This window comes from Kitasatospora kazusensis, from assembly GCF_039529945.1.
Classification (GTDB): Bacteria; Actinomycetota; Actinomycetes; order Streptomycetales; family Streptomycetaceae; genus Kitasatospora; species Kitasatospora kazusensis.
Map to the genome: position 1 here is coordinate 1 of NZ_BAAANT010000060.1, position 16,746 is coordinate 16,746.

The 16,746-nt window shown below is 71.6% G+C and carries 10 protein-coding genes; 2 read left to right on the top strand and 8 right to left on the bottom strand.

All coding sequences use genetic code 11. The annotated features are described in order from the left end of the window. Positions 1–186: 186 nt before the first annotated feature. The 5 genes from ABD330_RS29630 to ABD330_RS29650 form a co-directional block, all read right to left on the bottom strand. Positions 187–5,130, bottom strand: coding sequence for an NAD-glutamate dehydrogenase (locus tag ABD330_RS29630; protein WP_344469308.1), 4,944 nt, complete (start codon positions 5,128–5,130; stop codon positions 187–189). A 280-nt stretch (positions 5,131–5,410) separates the two neighbouring features. After that, positions 5,411–7,036 carry an L-glutamate gamma-semialdehyde dehydrogenase gene (gene pruA / locus ABD330_RS29635; RefSeq protein ID WP_344469343.1) on the bottom strand — a complete coding sequence of 542 codons (1,626 nt, stop codon included), beginning with the start codon at positions 7,034–7,036 and terminating at the stop codon, positions 5,411–5,413. A 242-nt stretch (positions 7,037–7,278) separates the two neighbouring features. Continuing rightward, complete coding sequence (locus ABD330_RS29640; RefSeq protein ID WP_344469311.1) at positions 7,279–7,938, bottom strand: HAD family hydrolase; 660 nt, start codon at positions 7,936–7,938, stop codon at positions 7,279–7,281. A gap of 29 nt (positions 7,939–7,967) precedes the next feature. Further along, on the bottom strand, positions 7,968–8,477 hold the full coding sequence (locus tag ABD330_RS29645) for a DUF6912 family protein (protein ID WP_344469314.1): 510 nt from the start codon (positions 8,475–8,477) through the stop codon (positions 7,968–7,970). Positions 8,478–8,599: 122 nt separating this feature from the next. Beyond that, a complete protein-coding gene (locus ABD330_RS29650; protein WP_344469316.1) occupies positions 8,600–9,586 on the bottom strand; it encodes a patatin-like phospholipase family protein in 987 nt (328 codons plus the stop codon). A 327-nt stretch (positions 9,587–9,913) separates the two neighbouring features. On the opposite strand from ABD330_RS29650, the gene ABD330_RS29655 reads away from it, so the two are divergent. Beyond that, positions 9,914–10,423, top strand: a complete 510-nt coding sequence (locus ABD330_RS29655; protein WP_344469318.1) for an Rv3235 family protein — start codon at positions 9,914–9,916, stop codon at positions 10,421–10,423. 156 nt (positions 10,424–10,579) lie between these two features. Here the strand turns inward: ABD330_RS29655 and secA are convergent, their stop codons facing one another. Next, the gene (secA, locus tag ABD330_RS29660) at positions 10,580–13,348 is read right to left on the bottom strand and encodes a preprotein translocase subunit SecA (protein ID WP_344469321.1); all 2,769 of its coding nucleotides are present in this window, start codon (positions 13,346–13,348) and stop codon (positions 10,580–10,582) included. 238 nt (positions 13,349–13,586) lie between these two features. On the opposite strand from secA, the gene ABD330_RS29665 reads away from it, so the two are divergent. Further along, positions 13,587–14,759: a winged helix-turn-helix domain-containing protein gene (locus ABD330_RS29665; RefSeq protein ID WP_344469323.1), complete on the top strand. Its 1,173-nt coding sequence runs from the start codon at positions 13,587–13,589 to the stop codon at positions 14,757–14,759. Between the two features lie 9 nt (positions 14,760–14,768). Here the strand turns inward: ABD330_RS29665 and ABD330_RS29670 are convergent, their stop codons facing one another. Both ABD330_RS29670 and hpf read right to left on the bottom strand, forming a co-directional pair. Further along, positions 14,769–15,536, bottom strand: a complete 768-nt coding sequence (locus ABD330_RS29670; RefSeq protein WP_425555684.1) for a response regulator — start codon at positions 15,534–15,536, stop codon at positions 14,769–14,771. A gap of 394 nt (positions 15,537–15,930) precedes the next feature. Continuing rightward, positions 15,931–16,626 (bottom strand): ribosome hibernation-promoting factor, HPF/YfiA family, encoded by a 696-nt coding sequence (gene hpf / locus ABD330_RS29675; protein ID WP_344469327.1) that lies wholly within the window; start codon positions 16,624–16,626, stop codon positions 15,931–15,933. Positions 16,627–16,746: the final 120 nt, after the last annotated feature.

Below are 16,746 nucleotides of genomic sequence, written 5' to 3' on the forward strand. Positions count from 1 at the left end.
GGGCAACCACAGCAGGGGCGCGGGGAACTGCGCGATCAACCGTGCACGGACGTCGTGCCCTGGTCGCGCAGTTCCCCGCGCCCCTGGGGGGTAACCCTGTCCTGAAGGGTGAATCCCCCGGGGGGTAGAACGCCGCGAGGGCGGGACTGTCGGTGACAGTCCCGCCCTCGGAGGTTGCCTTCGGGCTCAGCCCCGCGTGCCCGTGCGGAGCAGCGTGCGGATCACCCGCATCGCGACCGAGAGGCTGGACAGCTCGTAGTTGTCCGAACCCCTTATGTCGTCGAGGGTGGTCCGGGCCCGGCTGAGCAGGGTGGCGTTGAGCTCCGCCCAGGCGTCGTAGCGCTCCTCGGGCGAGGCGCCCTCGGAACCGCAGGCCAGGATGTCGGCGGTCAGCCCGGCGTGGGCCGCGAAGAGGTCCTCGCGGATCGCCGCGCGGGCCATCGAGGACCAGCGGTCGGTCCGCGGGAGCTCGATGATGCGGTCCAGCAGGTGGGTGATCTGGAGGCGGTCGGCGAGGTCGTAGTAGAGCTCCGCGACCTCGTTGACCTCGGCGCCCGAGCGGTCCGCGACACTGGCGATGTCGAGGGCCGGGAAGGCGGAGGAGAGACCGGCGATCCGGGTCGCGAGGGCGTCGGGCACGCCGGCCGCGGTCAGGTCCTGGTGGACGGCCTCGAACCAGACCAGGTCCTCGCCGCGCAGCGGCTTGGGCAGGCTGCCCCAGACCAGGTTGACCCGGTCGTGGAAGAACTCGATGGTGCCGGCGATGTCGAGCGGCTGGCGCCGGTTGTTGAGCATCCAGCGGGTGGCCCGCTCGACCAGCCGGCGGGAGTGCAGCCGCATCTTGGTCTGCGCCCGGGCCGACACCTGGTTGTCCAGGGCCTCGACCTCGTCCCAGATCCCCGGCAGGCCGAAGACCGCGCGCGCCGCCGTGTGGGTGCGGGCGATCTCCTCGTGGGTCGCGCCGGTCTCCTCGCGGAGGCGGAAGGCGAAGGTGCAGCCGCCCTGGTTGATGGTGTCGTTGACCATCAGGGTGGTGACGATCTCCCGGCGCAGCGGGTGCCGGTCGATCGCCTCGGCGAAGCGGCCGTGCAGCGCGGTCGGGAAGTACTCGTGCAGCGTCGTGCGGAAGTACGGGTCGTCCGGCAGGTCGGTGGCGAGCAGCTCGTCGGCCAGCGTGATCTTCGTGTACGCGAGCAGCACCGACAGCTCGGGCTGGGAGAGCCCCCGGCCGCTCTGCTGGCGGTCGCGGATCGCCTTCTCGCTGGGCAGGAACTCCAGGGCCCGGTCGAGCTGTCCGTCCGCCTCCAGGCGGTTGATCATGCGCGAGTGCACGTTGACCATGGAGGCCGCCTGGGCGACCGCGTTGGCCAGCACCACGTTCTGCGCGTAGTTGTTGCGCAGGACGAGCGCGCCGACCTCGTCGGTCATCTCGGCGAGCAGGACGTTGCGCTGCTTGACCGTCATGTCGCCGTCGGCGACCACCTGGTTCAGCAGGATCTTGATGTTCACCTCGTGGTCCGAGGTGTCCACGCCGGCCGAGTTGTCGATGGCGTCGGTGTTGATCCAGCCGCCGGTGCCCTCCGGGCCGCCGGCCGCCGCGTACTCGATCCGGCCGAGCTGGGTGCAGCCGAGGTTGCCGCCCTCGCCGATGACGCGGGCGCGGACCTGGCCGCCGTTGACGCGGATCGCGTCGTTGGCCTTGTCGCCGACCTCGGCGTTGGTCTCGCGGGAGGCCTTGATGTAGGTGCCGATGCCGCCGTTCCAGAACAGGTCGACGGGCGCCTGGAGGATCGCCTTCATCAGCTCGGCCGGGGTGAGCCGGGTCTCCTCGATCCCGAGCGCGGCGCGGACCTGCGCGGTCAGCTGGATCGACTTGGCGCTGCGCGGGAAGATCCCGCCGCCGGCCGAGATCAGCTTGCGGTCGTACTCGTCCCAGGAGCTGCGCGGCAGGTCGAACAGCCGGCGGCGCTCGGCGTACGAGGCGGCGGCGTCCGGGTTCGGGTCCAGGAAGATGTGCCGGTGGTCGAAGGCGGCGACCAGGCGGATGTGCTCGCTGAGCAGCATGCCGTTGCCGAACACGTCACCGGACATGTCACCGATGCCGACGACCTTGAAGTCCTCGGTCTGGGTGTCGACGCCCAGCTCGCGGAAGTTGCGCTTGACCGACTCCCAGGCGCCCCGGGCGGTGATGCCCATGCCCTTGTGGTCGTACCCGGCGGAGCCGCCGGAGGCGAACGCGTCGCCCAGCCAGAAGCCGTACGACTCGGCGACACCGTTGGCGATGTCGGAGAAGGTCGCGGTGCCCTTGTCGGCGGCGACGACTAGGTAGGTGTCGTCCTCGTCGTGGCGGACCACGTCGACGGGGTGGACGGTCTCGCCGGCCTTCAGGTTGTCGGTGATGTCGAGCAGCGCCGAGATGAAGGTCTTGTACGAGGAGATGCCCTCGGCGAGCCAGGCGTCGCGGTCCACCGACGGGTCCGGCAGCTGCTTGGCGACGAAGCCGCCCTTGGCGCCGACCGGGACGATGACGGTGTTCTTGACCATCTGGGCCTTGACCAGGCCGAGGATCTCGGTGCGGAAGTCCTCGCGCCGGTCGGACCAGCGCAGACCGCCGCGGGCGACCTTGCCGAAGCGCAGGTGCACGCCCTCGACCTGCGGCGAGTACACCCAGATCTCGAAGGCCGGGCGGGGCGCGGGCAGGTCCGGGATGGCGTGCGGGTCGAACTTCATCGACACGTAGGAGTGCCACTCGCCGGCCGCGGAGTGCTGGAAGAAGTTGGTCCGCAGGGTGGCCGTGATCAGGTGCAGGAAGGAGCGCAGGATGCGGTCCTCGTCCAGCGAGACGACCTCGTCGAGCGCGCCGGCCAGCTCCTCCAGGATGCCCTCGGTCAGCTCCTGCGAGCCCAGCTGGTGGCTGGGGCTCAGGCGGGCCTCGAAGAGGTTGACCAGCAGCCGGGTGGTGTGGGCGTTGTTGCGGAGCGCGTCCTCCATGTAGTCCTGGGAGAAGGTGCTCCCGGCCTGCCGGAGGTACTTGGCCAGGGCGCGCAGCACGACGGCCTGGCGCCAGGTCAGCCCGGCGGTCAGGACCAGCTCGTTGAAGCCGTCGTTCTCGGCCTTGCCCGTCCAGGTCGCCGCGAAGGTCTCCTGGAAGCGCTCGCGAGCCTCGTCGGTGAGGCCGGTGGCCTCGCGCAGCTTGAGGCCGAAGTCGTAGACCCAGGCGGTCGAGCCGTCGGCGCGGGTGAGCGCGTACGGGTGCTCGTCGAGCACCTCGACGCCCAGGCGCTGGAGGACGGGCAGGACCTCGGTGAGCGAGATCGGGCCGCCGACCCGGTAGATCTTGAAGCGGCGCTCGTCGTCACCGGCACCGACCGGCTGGTAGAGGTTCAGGCGGAAGTCGCCCTCGCCGCTCAGCGACTCGATCTGCCGCAGGTCGGCGACGGCCGCGCGGGCGGTGAAGTCGGCGCGGTAGCCGTCGGGGAAGGCGTTGGCGTACTTGCGGCCGATCTCGGCGGCCAGCTCCTCGCCCAGTTCGAGGTGCAGCTGGTCGTGCAGGCCGTCCATCCAGAACCGGGCGGCCTCGGCGAGCCGGGCCTCGATCCGCTCGATCTCGGGCTCGGTGAGCTGCGGCAGCTCGCTGCCCTTGGCGACCCGGATCACGAAGTGCAGGCGGGTCAGGACGGACTCGGTCGAGTAGATCGTGTAGTCGATCGTGTCGCCGTTGAGCTCCGTCTTGAGGATCTCGGTCAGGCGCTCGCGGATCCGGGTGGTGTAGCGGTCGCGCGGCAGGTAGATCAGCGCGGAGAAGTAGCGCCCGTACTCGTCCTGGCGCAGGAACAGCCGCAGCCGGCGGCGCTCCTGGAGGTAGAGCACGCTGGTGGCGATCGAGAGCAGCTCGTCGGCCGGGGTCTGGAAGATCTCGTCCCGGGGGAAGGTCTCCAGGATCTGCAGCAGGTCGCGGCCGTCGTGGCTGTCGCCGGAGAAGCCCGAGGTGGCCAGCACCTCCTGGACCTTGCGGCGGACGACCGGGATGCGGGTGACCGACTCGGTGTACGCGGCGGAGGAGAACAGGCCGAGGAAGCGGCGCTCGCCGACCACGTTGCCCTGGGCGTCGAACTTCTTGACGCCGACGTAGTCCAGGTATGCGGGGCGGTGCACGGTGGCGCGGCTGTTGGCCTTGGTGAGGACGAGCAGCTTCTTCTCGTGCGCCTTGGCCCGCACCGGCGCGCTCATCCGGCCGAAGGCCTCGCTGACCGGGTGGTGGTCGGTGTCGTGGCTGAGCGGGTCGGAGCGCAGCACGCCGAGGCCGGTGCCGGGGACGGCGCGCAGCACCTCCTCGCCCTGGTGCTCGGCGAGCTCGTACTCGCGGTAGCCGAGGAAGGTGAAGTGGTCGTCGGCCAGCCAGCGCATCAGCTCCCAGGCCTCGCCGACCTCCTGCTCGGGCAGGTGGGCCGGGGGCTCCTCGGCGAGCTCGTCGGCGAGGCGCAGCGCGCCGTCGCGCATCTTGGACCAGTCCTCGACGACCTCGCGGACGTCGCCCAGGACGCGGCGCAGGCCGGTCTCGATCGCGCGCAGGTCCTCGCGGTCGGTCTCGCGGTCGATCTCGATGTGCATCCAGGACTCGACGGTGGCGTCGCTGGGCCAGTCGGCGGCGTTGTGGCGGCGCGAGCAGGCGTCGACGTCCAGGATCTCCAGCAGCTTGCCGGTGATGTCACGGCGGACCAGCAGCTGGGGGTGGATCACGACGTGGATGCCGCGGTCCTGGCGGGTCAGCTCGTTGGTGACCGAGTCGACCAGGAAGGGCATGTCGTCGGTGACCACCTCGACCACGGTGTGGCCGCAGGACCACCCGTTCTCCTCGACGGTCGGGGTGTGCACCCGGACCTCGGCGGTCCCCTGCGGGCGCTTGAGCCCCAGGCGGTAGTGGGAGGCGGCCGCGCCGTACACGTCGACCGGGTCGCGGTCGACCAGGTCCTCGGGCGCGGTGTGGAGGTAGTAGTGGTGCAGGTACGCGGTCAGAGCACCGTTGCTCAGGCCTTCCCCTGGCGCCGCTCCCCCTACCTGGCTGTTCTCAGCGGCTGCTGCTGCCTTCTTGAGCAGTTCGGCCTTGGCTGCGTCCAGCTTGGTCTGCATGGCTGTTTGGCTCCTGTCGCGCGCCGTTGCGTGACTCGGTGGTGGTGGGTGGTCACCGCCGGGTCTGCCCGCAATCCTCCCTCACTTTCCGGGTGAAAAGCGCACATGCCACGCATGGAACGCCTCTCGACCGGGTACATGAGAGCATTTGGCCTGCGGAGCCAATCCCGACGACGCCAGTCAGCCTAACGGGCTGAAACGAAGGTGTCAGGGGACAGGGAGGCACAAACCCGCAGGAAGATCGATCCGTCCTGGACACCTTGTCCAAACGGATCTCCGTTCACCCCATGTGCGGATAGCGGTGGTCCGTCGGCGGCACGAACGTCTCCTTGATCGACCGCGCGGAGGTCCAGCGCAGCAGGTTCTGCGCGGCGCCCGCCTTGTCGTTGGTCCCCGACCCGCGCCCGCCCCCGAACGGCTGCTGGCCGACCACCGCGCCGGTCGGCCGGTCGTTGACGTAGAAGTTGCCGGCCGCGAAGCGCAGCCGCTCCACCGCCTGCGCGATCGCGTACCGGTCCTGCGCGATCACCGAGCCGGTCAGCCCGTACGGCGAGCCGGAGTCGACCCGGCGGAGCACGTCGTCCCAGCGGGAGTCCTCGTAGACGTGCACGGCCAGGATCGGGCCGAAGTACTCGGTCGAGAAGATCTCGTTGCGGTGGTCGCCGGAGACCAGCACCGTCGGCCGGACGAAGTACCCGATGGCGTCGTCGTACTGGCCGCCGGCCACCAGCTCGACCGTCGGGTCCCGTACCGCGCGGTCGATCGCCGCGCGGTTGCGGTCGAAGGCCGGCCGGTCGATCAGCGCGCCCATGAAGTTGGACAGGTCGGTGACGTCGCCGACGGTCAACGCGTCCACCTCCGCCAGCAGGTCGTCCTTGATCTGCTGCCAGAGGCCGCGCGGCAGGTAGGCCCGGGAGAGCGCCGAGCACTTCTGCCCCTGGTACTCGAACGCGCCCCGGATCAGCGCGGTCTTCAGGATCTGCGGGTCCGCCGAGCGGTGCGCGACCAGGAAGTCCTTGCCGCCGGTCTCCCCGACGATCCGCGGGTACGCCCGGTACGAGCCGAGGTTGGCGCCGATGGTCTGCCAGAGCGACTGGAAGGTCGCGGTCGAGCCGGTGAAGTGCAGGCCCGCCAGCGCCGGATCGGCCAGCGCCACCTGGGAGAGCTGCCGGCCGTCCCCGGTGACCATGTTGACCACCCCGGGCGGCAGCCCGGCGGCCTCCAGCACCCGCATCAGGTAGAAGGCCGACAGGGTCTGGGCCGGTGCGGGCTTCCAGACCACCGTGTTGCCCATCAGGGCCGGCGCGGTCGGCAGGTTCCCGGCGATGGCGGTGAAGTTGAACGGGGTGACCGCGTAGACGAACCCCTCCAACGGCCGGTGGTCGGTGCGGTTCCACACCCCGGGCGAGGACTGCGGCTGGTCGGCCAGGATCTGCCGGGCGAAGTGCACGTTGAAGCGCCAGAAGTCGGCCAGCTCGCAGGGCGAGTCGATCTCCGCCTGCTGGACGGTCTTGGACTGGCCGAGCATGGTGGCCGCCGTGACCGTCTCCCGCCAGGGCCCGGCCAGCAGGTCGGCCGCCCGCAGGAAGACCGCCGCCCGGTCGTCGAAGGAGAGCGACCGCCACTCGGGCCCGGCCGCGAGCGCCGCGTCCACAGCGAGCCGGGCGTCCTCGCGGGTGGCGTTCCCGAGCATGCCGAGCCGGGCCGTGTGGTGGTGCGGCTGGACGACGTCGATCCGCTCGCCCGCGCCGAACCGCTGCTCCCCCGCGATCGTCATCGGCAGCGGGATCACCTCACCGGCCAGGTCGTCCAGCCGCCGTTCCAGCCGGTCCCGCTCGGGGCTGCCGGGGGCGTAGTCGCGGACGGGCTCGTTGCGCGGGATCGGCACCTGGGTGACTGCGTCGATGGGCATGACGGCTCCGCTCGGTCGAAAGGTCTGGCGTCAATCCCAGATTGACCACCTTTCAGCCGGTTCGCCCCGGGTGACACGCCACCGGAGGCTGTGGGCCGCGCCACCATCCGGGTGGCCCAGGCACGCGGCCCGCCCGGACGGCAGCTCAGGCGCGCGGCTCAGGCGCGCGGCTCAGGCGCGCGGCTCAGGCGCGCGGCTCAGGCGCGCGGCTCAGGCGCGCGGCTCAGGCGCGCGGCTCAGGCGATCATCCGCTCCGCGATCTCGACCGCCTCGGCGAGGCTGTCCACCACCGGCACGCCGAGCGGCTCCAGCTTCGCCCGGGTGTGCGAGCCGCCGGTGTACAGCACCGCGTGCGCGCCGGCGTTCAGCGCCGCCTCGGCGTCGTCGGCGGCGTCGCCGATCAGCACCGTACGGCGCGGGTCCACCTCGGGGGCCAACGCGGCGAGGTGGCGCAGCAGGTAGCCGCTCTTGCCGGTGCCGTCGGATATCCCGCTCCGGCCGTCGACCCGCAGGAAGTGCTGCTCGATCCCGCGCGCCCGGACCTGCGGCAGCAGCCGGACGTGCTCGTGCATCGACAGCAGCGACTGGCTGCGCCCGGCCGCCCGCCACCCGGCCAGCAGCTCCGCCGCGCCGTCGGTGAGCCCGCAGGCCCCGCTCAGTTCGGCGTACCGCTCCTGGAAGGCCGCGTCCAGCACCGTCCACTCCTGCTGGCTCGGGGCACGGCCGAGCAGCAGCGCGTAGAAGCGCGGGATCGGGAAGCAGTACAGCTCCCGGTACCGCTCCACGGTGATCGGCGGCACGCCGAGCGTGGCGAAGGCGGCGTTGCTCGCGCCGACCACCGCCTCCATGTCGTGCAGCAGCGTGCCGTTCCAGTCCCAGACGATGTGAGTACGCACCCAGGAACGGTAACCGGAGGTGCCGACGGTCAGGCAAGCAGGCCGGGGATCTCCTGGGTCGCGAACCAGAGCAGCTCGTGGTCGTCCGCGCCGTCCACGGTGAACTGGGCGTCGTCGTCGCCCTGGTCGGCGGCGGTGATCGCCTCGGCGGCGGCGGCGACCTCGGTGACCACGTCGGCGTCGGGGGTGTCCGCGTGCACGGCGGCGGCCTTGGCCAGCCGGAGCGAGCCCTTCAGCTGCACCCGGCCCAGCGAGGCCTGGTCCTGGTACTCGTCACCGGCGAACGGCGCCACGGCGGAGTCGGCGACGTCGACCGCGACCACCACGCGCCGGCGGGGGGCCGACGGGTCGGCGGCCAGCAGGCGCAGCGAGGACTGGGCGGCCCGGTTGAGGGCCGCGTACTCCAGCTCCTCCAGGTCGTCGCTGACGTACCACTCGCGCAGCGCGGGGGTCACCGCGTACGCGGCGGACTCGTCCAGGGCTCCGCCCGGGTACGCCGCCGCCAGGCCGTTCAACGTGGTGGGCACGTACACGCGCATCGGGGGTGCTCCGGTTCTCGGCTGATCTCTGGTGGATGGCCCCCCAGAATACGGCGCCCTCGACCGGCCGGGCCCGCCAGCCACCCCCGGTGGGCGTGTGGAGGCACCTCCCCCGAGGGCTGCTACCTCGCGGCGAGGCCCAGAAGCGCCGCGCGGCTGGTCCGCAGCGCGGATTCGAGGACCTCGGTGCGGCGGCCCGGGTCCATCATGTTGGGGCCCATCACCGCGAGGTCCGCCACCGTCGGTGCGAGCAGCTGCACCCGGGTACCGGCCGCCCGCAGCTGCCCGGCCTCCCGCAGCAGCTGCCGGGTCACCGCCCGCCGGTACCGGCTGACCAGCTGGGCCAGCACGCCCTTGGGCCGGTCCCGGTCCCGCCACTCGCGCAGCCCGGAGGCGGACCCGGCGGGGCGCAGGGCCATCGGGGCCAGGACGTAGACCTCGTCGAGGCCCCGGGCCGCCATCAGGTCCGCGTTGGTGGCGGACCAGCAGCCGCCGTCCACGTACCGGCTGCCGTTCACCTCGACCGGGGCGAACCAGCCCGGGATCGCGCAGGAGGCCATCACCGCGTCCGCCACGTCGGCGGCCGGCCCGTCCGGATCGCCGAAGACGACCCGGTGACCCGTGCGGTAGTCGACCGCCGCGACCCGCAGGCCGGAGCCGGGCGGCCAGCCGTCGGCGACCAGGCCGCGGACCAGCTCGCCGACGGGGGCGACCGAGCCCCGGCCGGTCGGCACGGCGGCCGAGACCATGGTCAGGAAGGGGTACTCGCGCGGGTGCCGGACGGCGTCCCGCAGCAGGCCGGGCGAGCCGATGCCCGGACGCGGGCGGGGCGGCAGCGCACCGCCGACCGCGCTGTCGTAGTCGAAGTCCACCCCCGCCAGCGGCCCGGCCTCGACCGGCAGGCCGAGCTGGTGGTCGCGCAGGTGCTCGGCCCGCACCCCGGCGGCCAGCATGGTGCCCAGGATCGCCCCGGCGGAGGTCCCGAGGATCACCTCGGCCTCGGCCGGACGCCAGCCGGTGGCCTCCTCGACCGCGCACAGCGCACCGATCGTCCAGGCGGCCCCGAGCATCCCGCCCCCGCCCAGCACCAGCCCGCGCCGGACACCCATGACACCGCCGCCTCTCCGGTTCGCCTCCCCCGATCCTCCTTCCTACCCGGCGGTAGACCGGTCGCCGCCACCGGCCCGCCACCCGAAGTTCGCCCGGCGTACGTACCCCTTCGTGCGCCGTGCCGTGCCCGCGCACGTCAACCGGATACGCCGTCCGCCGGACCCGCGCCCCGGCGGCCCCACCGCCGGTCACCCGGATAGGTGACACGGCGCCGCACCCGCGACACCGTTCCGGCGGTCGTTGCCGCCGCACCACCGCACGGGTACCAAGGGCGAGTACCAAGAGTCGTACCAACCCCCGCACCGAACCCGCCGGAGGTCCCGCCCATGGTCGAGCCCGCAGCCGTACGGCACCTCGCGACCGCGCACGCCCCGCGCGTACGCCCCCTCGTCCACGAGACCGGTCATCCGCACGCCCGCCGCCCGGCCCACGCCCCGCACCAGCACGTACGGGCCGTCGCGGAGCCCCGCCAACCGCGCCACCCGCGCGCCACCTGCGCCCCCGCCCACGGCGGCCACGGTGACCTGGCGGCCCGCTTCGCCCAGCGGCTGGTCGAGGTCCTGACCGGCCTCCGGCCCGCCGGACAGCTCCAGCGGCACACCACCGTCCCGGCGTACCAGCAGCTCACCGCCCTGGTCCGGAGCGGGCCGCTGCGCCCCCGGGGCCGGGTCACCGGCCACCGCCTCGGCCGGGTCTACGACTCGGCCCCGCTCCCCGGCGCCCTGGAGGTCTGCGTCCGGGTGGAGTTCGGCCCCCGCCATCACATGGTCGCCTTCCGGCTGGAGCGCCACCGCCGCACCGAGCAGTGGCAGTGCGTGGCGCTCGAAGCCCGCTGAACCCTGCGCGCCGGGAGCGCGCGCGCCGTAGCCTCCGCCCCCACGCCCCCTGGGCGGCCGCCCCGCAGCATGCGCAGAGGCGGGCACGCGCAAAGGCAGGTACGCAGAAGGGCGCCGCCCCCCTGGAGAGGGGAGCGGCGCCCTACGGCGGCAGGGTCAGGCCTTGCGGCGGCGGCCCTTGGCCGACTTCGCGGCCTTGCGGCGCTCCGCGCGGGTCAGGCCGTCGCCCTCGTCCTCGAAGTCGCCCTCGAAGTCGCCCTCGATGACGGTCTCGTCGCCGTCCACGCTCGGCGCCGTGTAGTGCAGGCGCTGCGGCTTCGGGGCCTCCAGGCCCTTCGCCTTGATCTCCGGGCGGGACTCCTTCTCCAGCGAGAGCGGCGCGTCGCCGTCGCCCAGGATGCCGTCCGCGACCGGGACCTCCTCAACCTGCTGTTCGACCTGGACCTCCAGGTTGAACAGGTAGCCGACGGACTCCTCCTTGATGCCCTCCATCATGGCGCCGAACATGTCGAAGCCCTCGCGCTGGTACTCGACCAGCGGGTCGCGCTGGGCCATCGCCCGCAGGCCGATGCCCTCCTGGAGGTAGTCCATCTCGTAGAGGTGCTCGCGCCAGCGGCGGTCCAGCACCGAGAGGACGACGCGGCGCTCCAGCTCACGCATGATCTCGGCGCCGAGCTGGTCCTCGCGGGCGCCGTACTGCGCCTGGATGTCCTCCTGGATGACCTTGGTCAGGAACTCCGAGGTGAGCCCGGCCGAACCGCCGGCCTCCTCCTCCAGCGCGTCCAGCTCCAGGGTGACGGGGTAGAGCTGCTTCAGCGCGAGCCAGAGCTTCTCCAGGTCCCAGTCGTCCTCGAAGCCCTCGCCGGTCGCGGCGTTGACGTACGCCTCGACGGTGTCGTCCATGAAGTGGCCGACCTGCTCCTGCAGGTCCTCGCCCTCCAGGACGCGGCGGCGCTCGCCGTAGATGACCTCGCGCTGGCGGTTCAGCACCTCGTCGTACTTGAGGACGTTCTTGCGGATCTCGAAGTTCTGCTGCTCGACCTGGGTCTGGGCAGAGGCGATGGCGCGGGTGACCATCTTCGACTCGATCGGCACGTCCTCCGGGACGTTCGCCATCGACAGCACGCGCTCGACCATGCCGGCCTTGAAGAGCCGCATCAGGTCGTCGCCCAGCGAGAGGTAGAACCGGGACTCGCCCGGGTCGCCCTGACGGCCGGAGCGGCCGCGCAGCTGGTTGTCGATGCGGCGGGACTCGTGCCGCTCGGTGCCCAGGACGTACAGGCCGCCGATCTCCTGGACCTCGATCTGCTCGGCCTTGACGGCCGCCTTGGCCTTCTCCAGCGCCTCGGGGAAGGCCGCCTCGTACTCCTCCGGGGTGTCCCCCGGGGTGAGGCCGCGCTGCGCCAGCTCGGCCGAGGCGAGGTGGTCGGGGTTGCCGCCGAGCATGATGTCGGTGCCACGGCCGGCCATGTTGGTGGCGACGGTGACGGCGCCCTTGCGGCCCGCCTGGGCGACGATCTGCGCCTCGCGCTCGTGGTGCTTGGCGTTCAGCACCTCGTGCGGGACGCCGCGCTTGCGCAGCTCCTGCGACAGGTACTCGGACTTCTCCACCGAGACGGTGCCGACCAGGACCGGCTGGCCCTTCTCGTGCTTCTCGACGATGTCCTCGACCACGGCGGCGAACTTGGCCGGCTCCGACTTGTAGATCAGGTCGGGCTGGTCGATCCGCAGCGGGTTCTTGTTGGTCGGGATCGGCACGACGCCGAGCTTGTAGATCTGGTGGAACTCGGCCGCCTCGGTGGTGGCCGTACCGGTCATGCCGGAGAGCTTGTCGTACAGGCGGAAGAAGTTCTGCAGGGTGATGGTGGCCAGCGTCTGGTTCTCGTTCTGGACCTCCACCCCCTCCTTGGCCTCGATCGCCTGGTGCATGCCCTCGTTGTAGCGGCGGCCGGCCAGGATGCGGCCGGTGTGCTCGTCAACGATCATGACCTCGCCGTTCATGACGACGTAGTCCTTGTCGTTCTTGTAGAGCTCCTTCGCCTTGATGGCGTTGTTCAGGAACCCGACGAGCGGCGTGTTGACCGACTCGTAGAGGTTGTCGATGCCGAGGTAGTCCTCGACCCGCGACACACCCTCCTCCAGGACACCCACCGTGCGCTTCTTCTCGTCGACCTCGTAGTCCCGGTCGATCTTGAGGCGCTGCACCAGCTTGGCGAAGTCGGCGTACCACTTGGTCGCCTGGTCCGCCGGGCCGGAGATGATCAGCGGCGTACGGGCCTCGTCGATCAGGATCGAGTCGACCTCGTCGACCACCGCGAAGTTGTGGCCGCGCTGGACGAGCTCCTCCTGCGACCACGCCATGTTGTCGCGCAGGTAGTCGAAGCCGAACTCGTTGTTCGTGCCGTACGTGATGTCCATCGCGTACTGCCGCTTGCGCTCGGCGGGCGACATGCTGCCGAGGATCACGCCGACCTCGAGGCCGAGGAAGCGGTGCACCCGGCCCATCCACTCCGAGTCGCGCTCGGCGAGGTAGTCGTTGACCGTGATCAGGTGGACACCCTTGCCGGTCAGCGCGTTGAGGTAGGTCGGCAGCGTGCCGACCAGGGTCTTGCCCTCGCCGGTGCGCATCTCGGCGACGTAGCCGAGGTGCAGAGCCGCGCCACCCATGATCTGGACGTCGTAGTGCCGCTGACCGAGGACGCGCTTCGCCGCCTCGCGGACGGTCGCGAACGCCTCAGGGAGGATGTCGTCCAGCGTCTGGCCATCGGCGAGGCGCTGCTTGAACTCGTCGGTCAGCGCACGCAGCTCGTCGTCCGTGAGGTTGACGAAGTCCTCTTCGATGGAGTTGACCTGGGCGGCAATCCGCTGCAGCTTGCGAAGGATCTTGCCTTCGCCTGCGCGCAGGATCTTGTCGAAGACGGACACTTGAGCGGGCTCCTTGCCTGGATCGGCTCTGGACGACTGCGAGGCGGGGTTTACCCCACCGTACGGGCCATCGTATGCGAGGAGTCCAAGGTGCCGGGAGGTGCGTCAGCACGGTATTCCCGTGTCACCCCTGCGAGTCGTCGTGAGCACATGCGCCGATAGCACGACCCGGTGGGGCAAATCGGGCGCCCGGGCGGCCCGTTCCCGCCTGTCGGTACCGGGCTCTACGCTCCCAGGCATGACCGTCGCAGCCTCCGCCACCCCCGCCGCCGTCCTGTCCGCCGACGAGGCGCGCCGGATCGCGCTCCGCGCCCAGGGCCTGCTGGGCGCACCGGACCGGCGCGCGGGGGTGCCCGGGGTGCTCCGGCACCTCGGCGCGGTGCAGCTCGACACCATCTCGGTGCTGGCCCGCTCGCACGAGCTGATCCCGTACGCGCGCCTGGGCGCGGTGGGCCGGCCCGCCGTCGAGACCGCCTACTGGGGCTCCGGGGCCACGTTCGAGTACTGGTCGCACGCCGCCTGCATCCTGCCGGTCGAGGAGTGGCCGCTGTTCGCCTTCCGCCGCCGGGCCTACCGGGGCCGGGGCAACCTCTGGGGCCACCAGGTGTCGCCGCAGACCTACCGGCAGGTGCTCGACCAACTGCGCGCCGAGGGCCCGTCGACCTCCACCGAGCTGGGCGGCGCCAAGCGGACGGCCGAGTGGTGGGACTGGTCCGACACCAAGATCGCGGTCGAGCGGGCGCTCGCCTTCGGCGATGTGGTCTGCACCGAACGCCGCAGCTGGAAGCGGGTGTACGAGCTGGCCGAGCAGGCCGTCCCGGCCGAGCTGTACGCGCAGGATCCGACCGACGCACAGTGCCTGCGGCAGCTGGTCGCCCAGGCGGGGGCCGCACTCGGGGTGGCGACCAGGGCGGACCTGATGGACTACCACCGCCTGAAGGCCGACCAGGTCGACTCGGCACTGCCCGAGTCCGGGCTGCTGCCGGTCGAGGTGGCCGGCTGGGGCGCCGCCGCCTGGGCCGATCCGGCGGCGCTGGCCGCCGAGCCGCGCGGGCGGCACCGGACGACCCTGCTCTCGCCCTTCGACTCGCTGGTCTGGGACCGGGCGCGGACAGAGCGGATCTTCGGCATGGCGCACCGCCTGGAGGCCTACACCCCGAAGCACAAGCGGGTGCACGGCTACTTCGCGATGCCGCTGCTGGCCGGCGGCAGGCTGGTCGGCCGGGTCGACCCGGCCCGCGAGGGAGCCACCCTGGTGGCCCGTCAGATCTCGCTGGACGCACCGAAGTACACCGAGGCGCTGGCCGCCGCGCTGCGCGAGGCCGCCGAGTGGGTGGGCTGCACCGCCGTCCGGGTCGAGGCGCTCAGCGACGAGAAGCTGCGGCCCGCGCTGGAACGGCTGCTGGCCTGAGCCGGGGGCTCACCCTATCTCCAGGATCTTCTCGCGCATCGCGTAGACCACGGCCTCCATCCGGGAGTGCAGTTGGAGCTTCTCCAGGATGTTGCGGACGTGGTTCTTCACGGTGTTCTCGCTGATGAAGAGCTCCTTGGCGATCTCCCGGTTGTTCATCCCGGTGGCGACCAGCTTGAGCACCTCCAACTCGCGGTCGGTCAGCCGCGGCGCCGGCACCAGGTCCCGGTCGTCGGAGCGGCGCTGGATCATCGACTTGAACTCGGTGAGCAGCTTGGAGGCCATCGAGGGGCTGATCTGCGACTGGCCGTCGGCGACCGCGCGGATCGCGGTCGCGACCTCGTCGGTGGAGATCTCCTTCAGCAGGTAGCCGGTGGCGCCGGCCTTGATCGCCTCGTAGAGGTCGGCTTCCTCATCGCTTATCGTCAGCATGATGATCTTGGCACTGGGCACCACGTCCTTGATCGCGGTGCAGGCCTCGATCCCGCTGCGGCGGGGCATCCGGACATCCATGAGGATGATGTCGGGCAACAGGTCGGCGGCCTTCTGCACGGCTTCGGCGCCGTCCCCCGCCTCCCCGATGACGCGGATGTCCTCCTCCTCGGCCAGCACGATCTCCAGGCCCCGGCGGAACAGCGCGTGGTCGTCCACCACCAGCACCCGGATCGGCTCGGCGCGGCGCGGCGGGTACTCGGGCTGCTCGTAGTCCACGGTTTCCCCACCCTGGCCCGGACTCGCTCCCGGACCGATCCTCGTGCCCTGACTCGGATCCCCCATCCGCTCCTCCCCCGTCGCCGGTCACTGTCGGCCCATCATTCCATGGCCGACCCGGCTCCGATCACCCTCCGCCGTCGGACCGCCCAGCTGGGTGACCCCGGCGGCCTCAGGCCGACCGGCACATGATGGGCGGCGTCGCGGCGCCCGGACTCTCTCCCCCAGCCTTCGGCCGGGAGGTGCCCCCACTGGACGGCTTCTCCTCAGTCGCCGCAGCTCCGCTGCTGCTCCCTCGTCGGCACCGCCCAGACTCGGCCCGGACGCCGCTCCTTCCTCCACCCATCATGTGCCGGTCGGCCTTGGCCTCCGGGGTCACCCGCTCGGTCCTGCTCTTCCGTTGTGCCGTCCGTTGTGCCTTCCGTCTACCGGCGTCGTGCGAGCCGCCTACCGGCCGGGATCAGTCCTCGTCCGGCCCGCCGATGGCGCCGCCGGCGCCGCCGACCTCGCCGGCGGCCGAGCCGTCGGTGCTGAGGTGGATGACGCCGTAGTGGTAGCCGTGCCGACGGTAGACCACGCTCGGCAGGCCGCTGTCCTTCTCCACGAACAGGTAGAAGTCGTGGCCGACGAGCTCCATCTCGTACAGCGCCTGGTCCAGCGCCATCGGCGCGGCCGGGTGCGTCTTCTCACGGACGACGAGCGGGCCGTCGCCCTCCACCTCCAGGGATCCCATCATGGTCTTGCGGACGGCGCCGTTGGTCTCGCCGGCGGGCTGCTCGGCCTCCTGCAGCGCGGCGAGCCCGGCCGTCGCCTCCGCGACACTGATCGGGGTACGGCCCCCGGTACCGCCCTTGTGCACCTTGCGGCGGTCACCCGACTTGCGCAGCTGCGCGTCGAGCTTCGCCGAGGCGAGGTCGAGCGCCGCGTACGGGTCCGCGGCGGCGGCCTCGGCCCGGATCACCGGGCCACGGGTACGAAGAGTGATCTCCACCCGCTCGGACCGGTCGGCCTGACGCGGGTTGTGCTCCTTGGACACCTCGACGTCGAGGCTGATCACCTTGCCGTCGAACTTCTGGACCTTCTCCAGCTTCTCGGCCACGTGCTCGCGGAACCTCTTGGGCACCTCGGTCTTGCGGCCCTTGACGACGATGTCCACGCAGAACTCCGATCCCTCGTGCTGACGCCGACCCGGAGTGCTCACCGAATCGGGCTGAGACCCAGCCGGACCAGCCCCTCTACCGCCGACCCGCTTCGTCGGGGGCGGTGAGCGCGACCG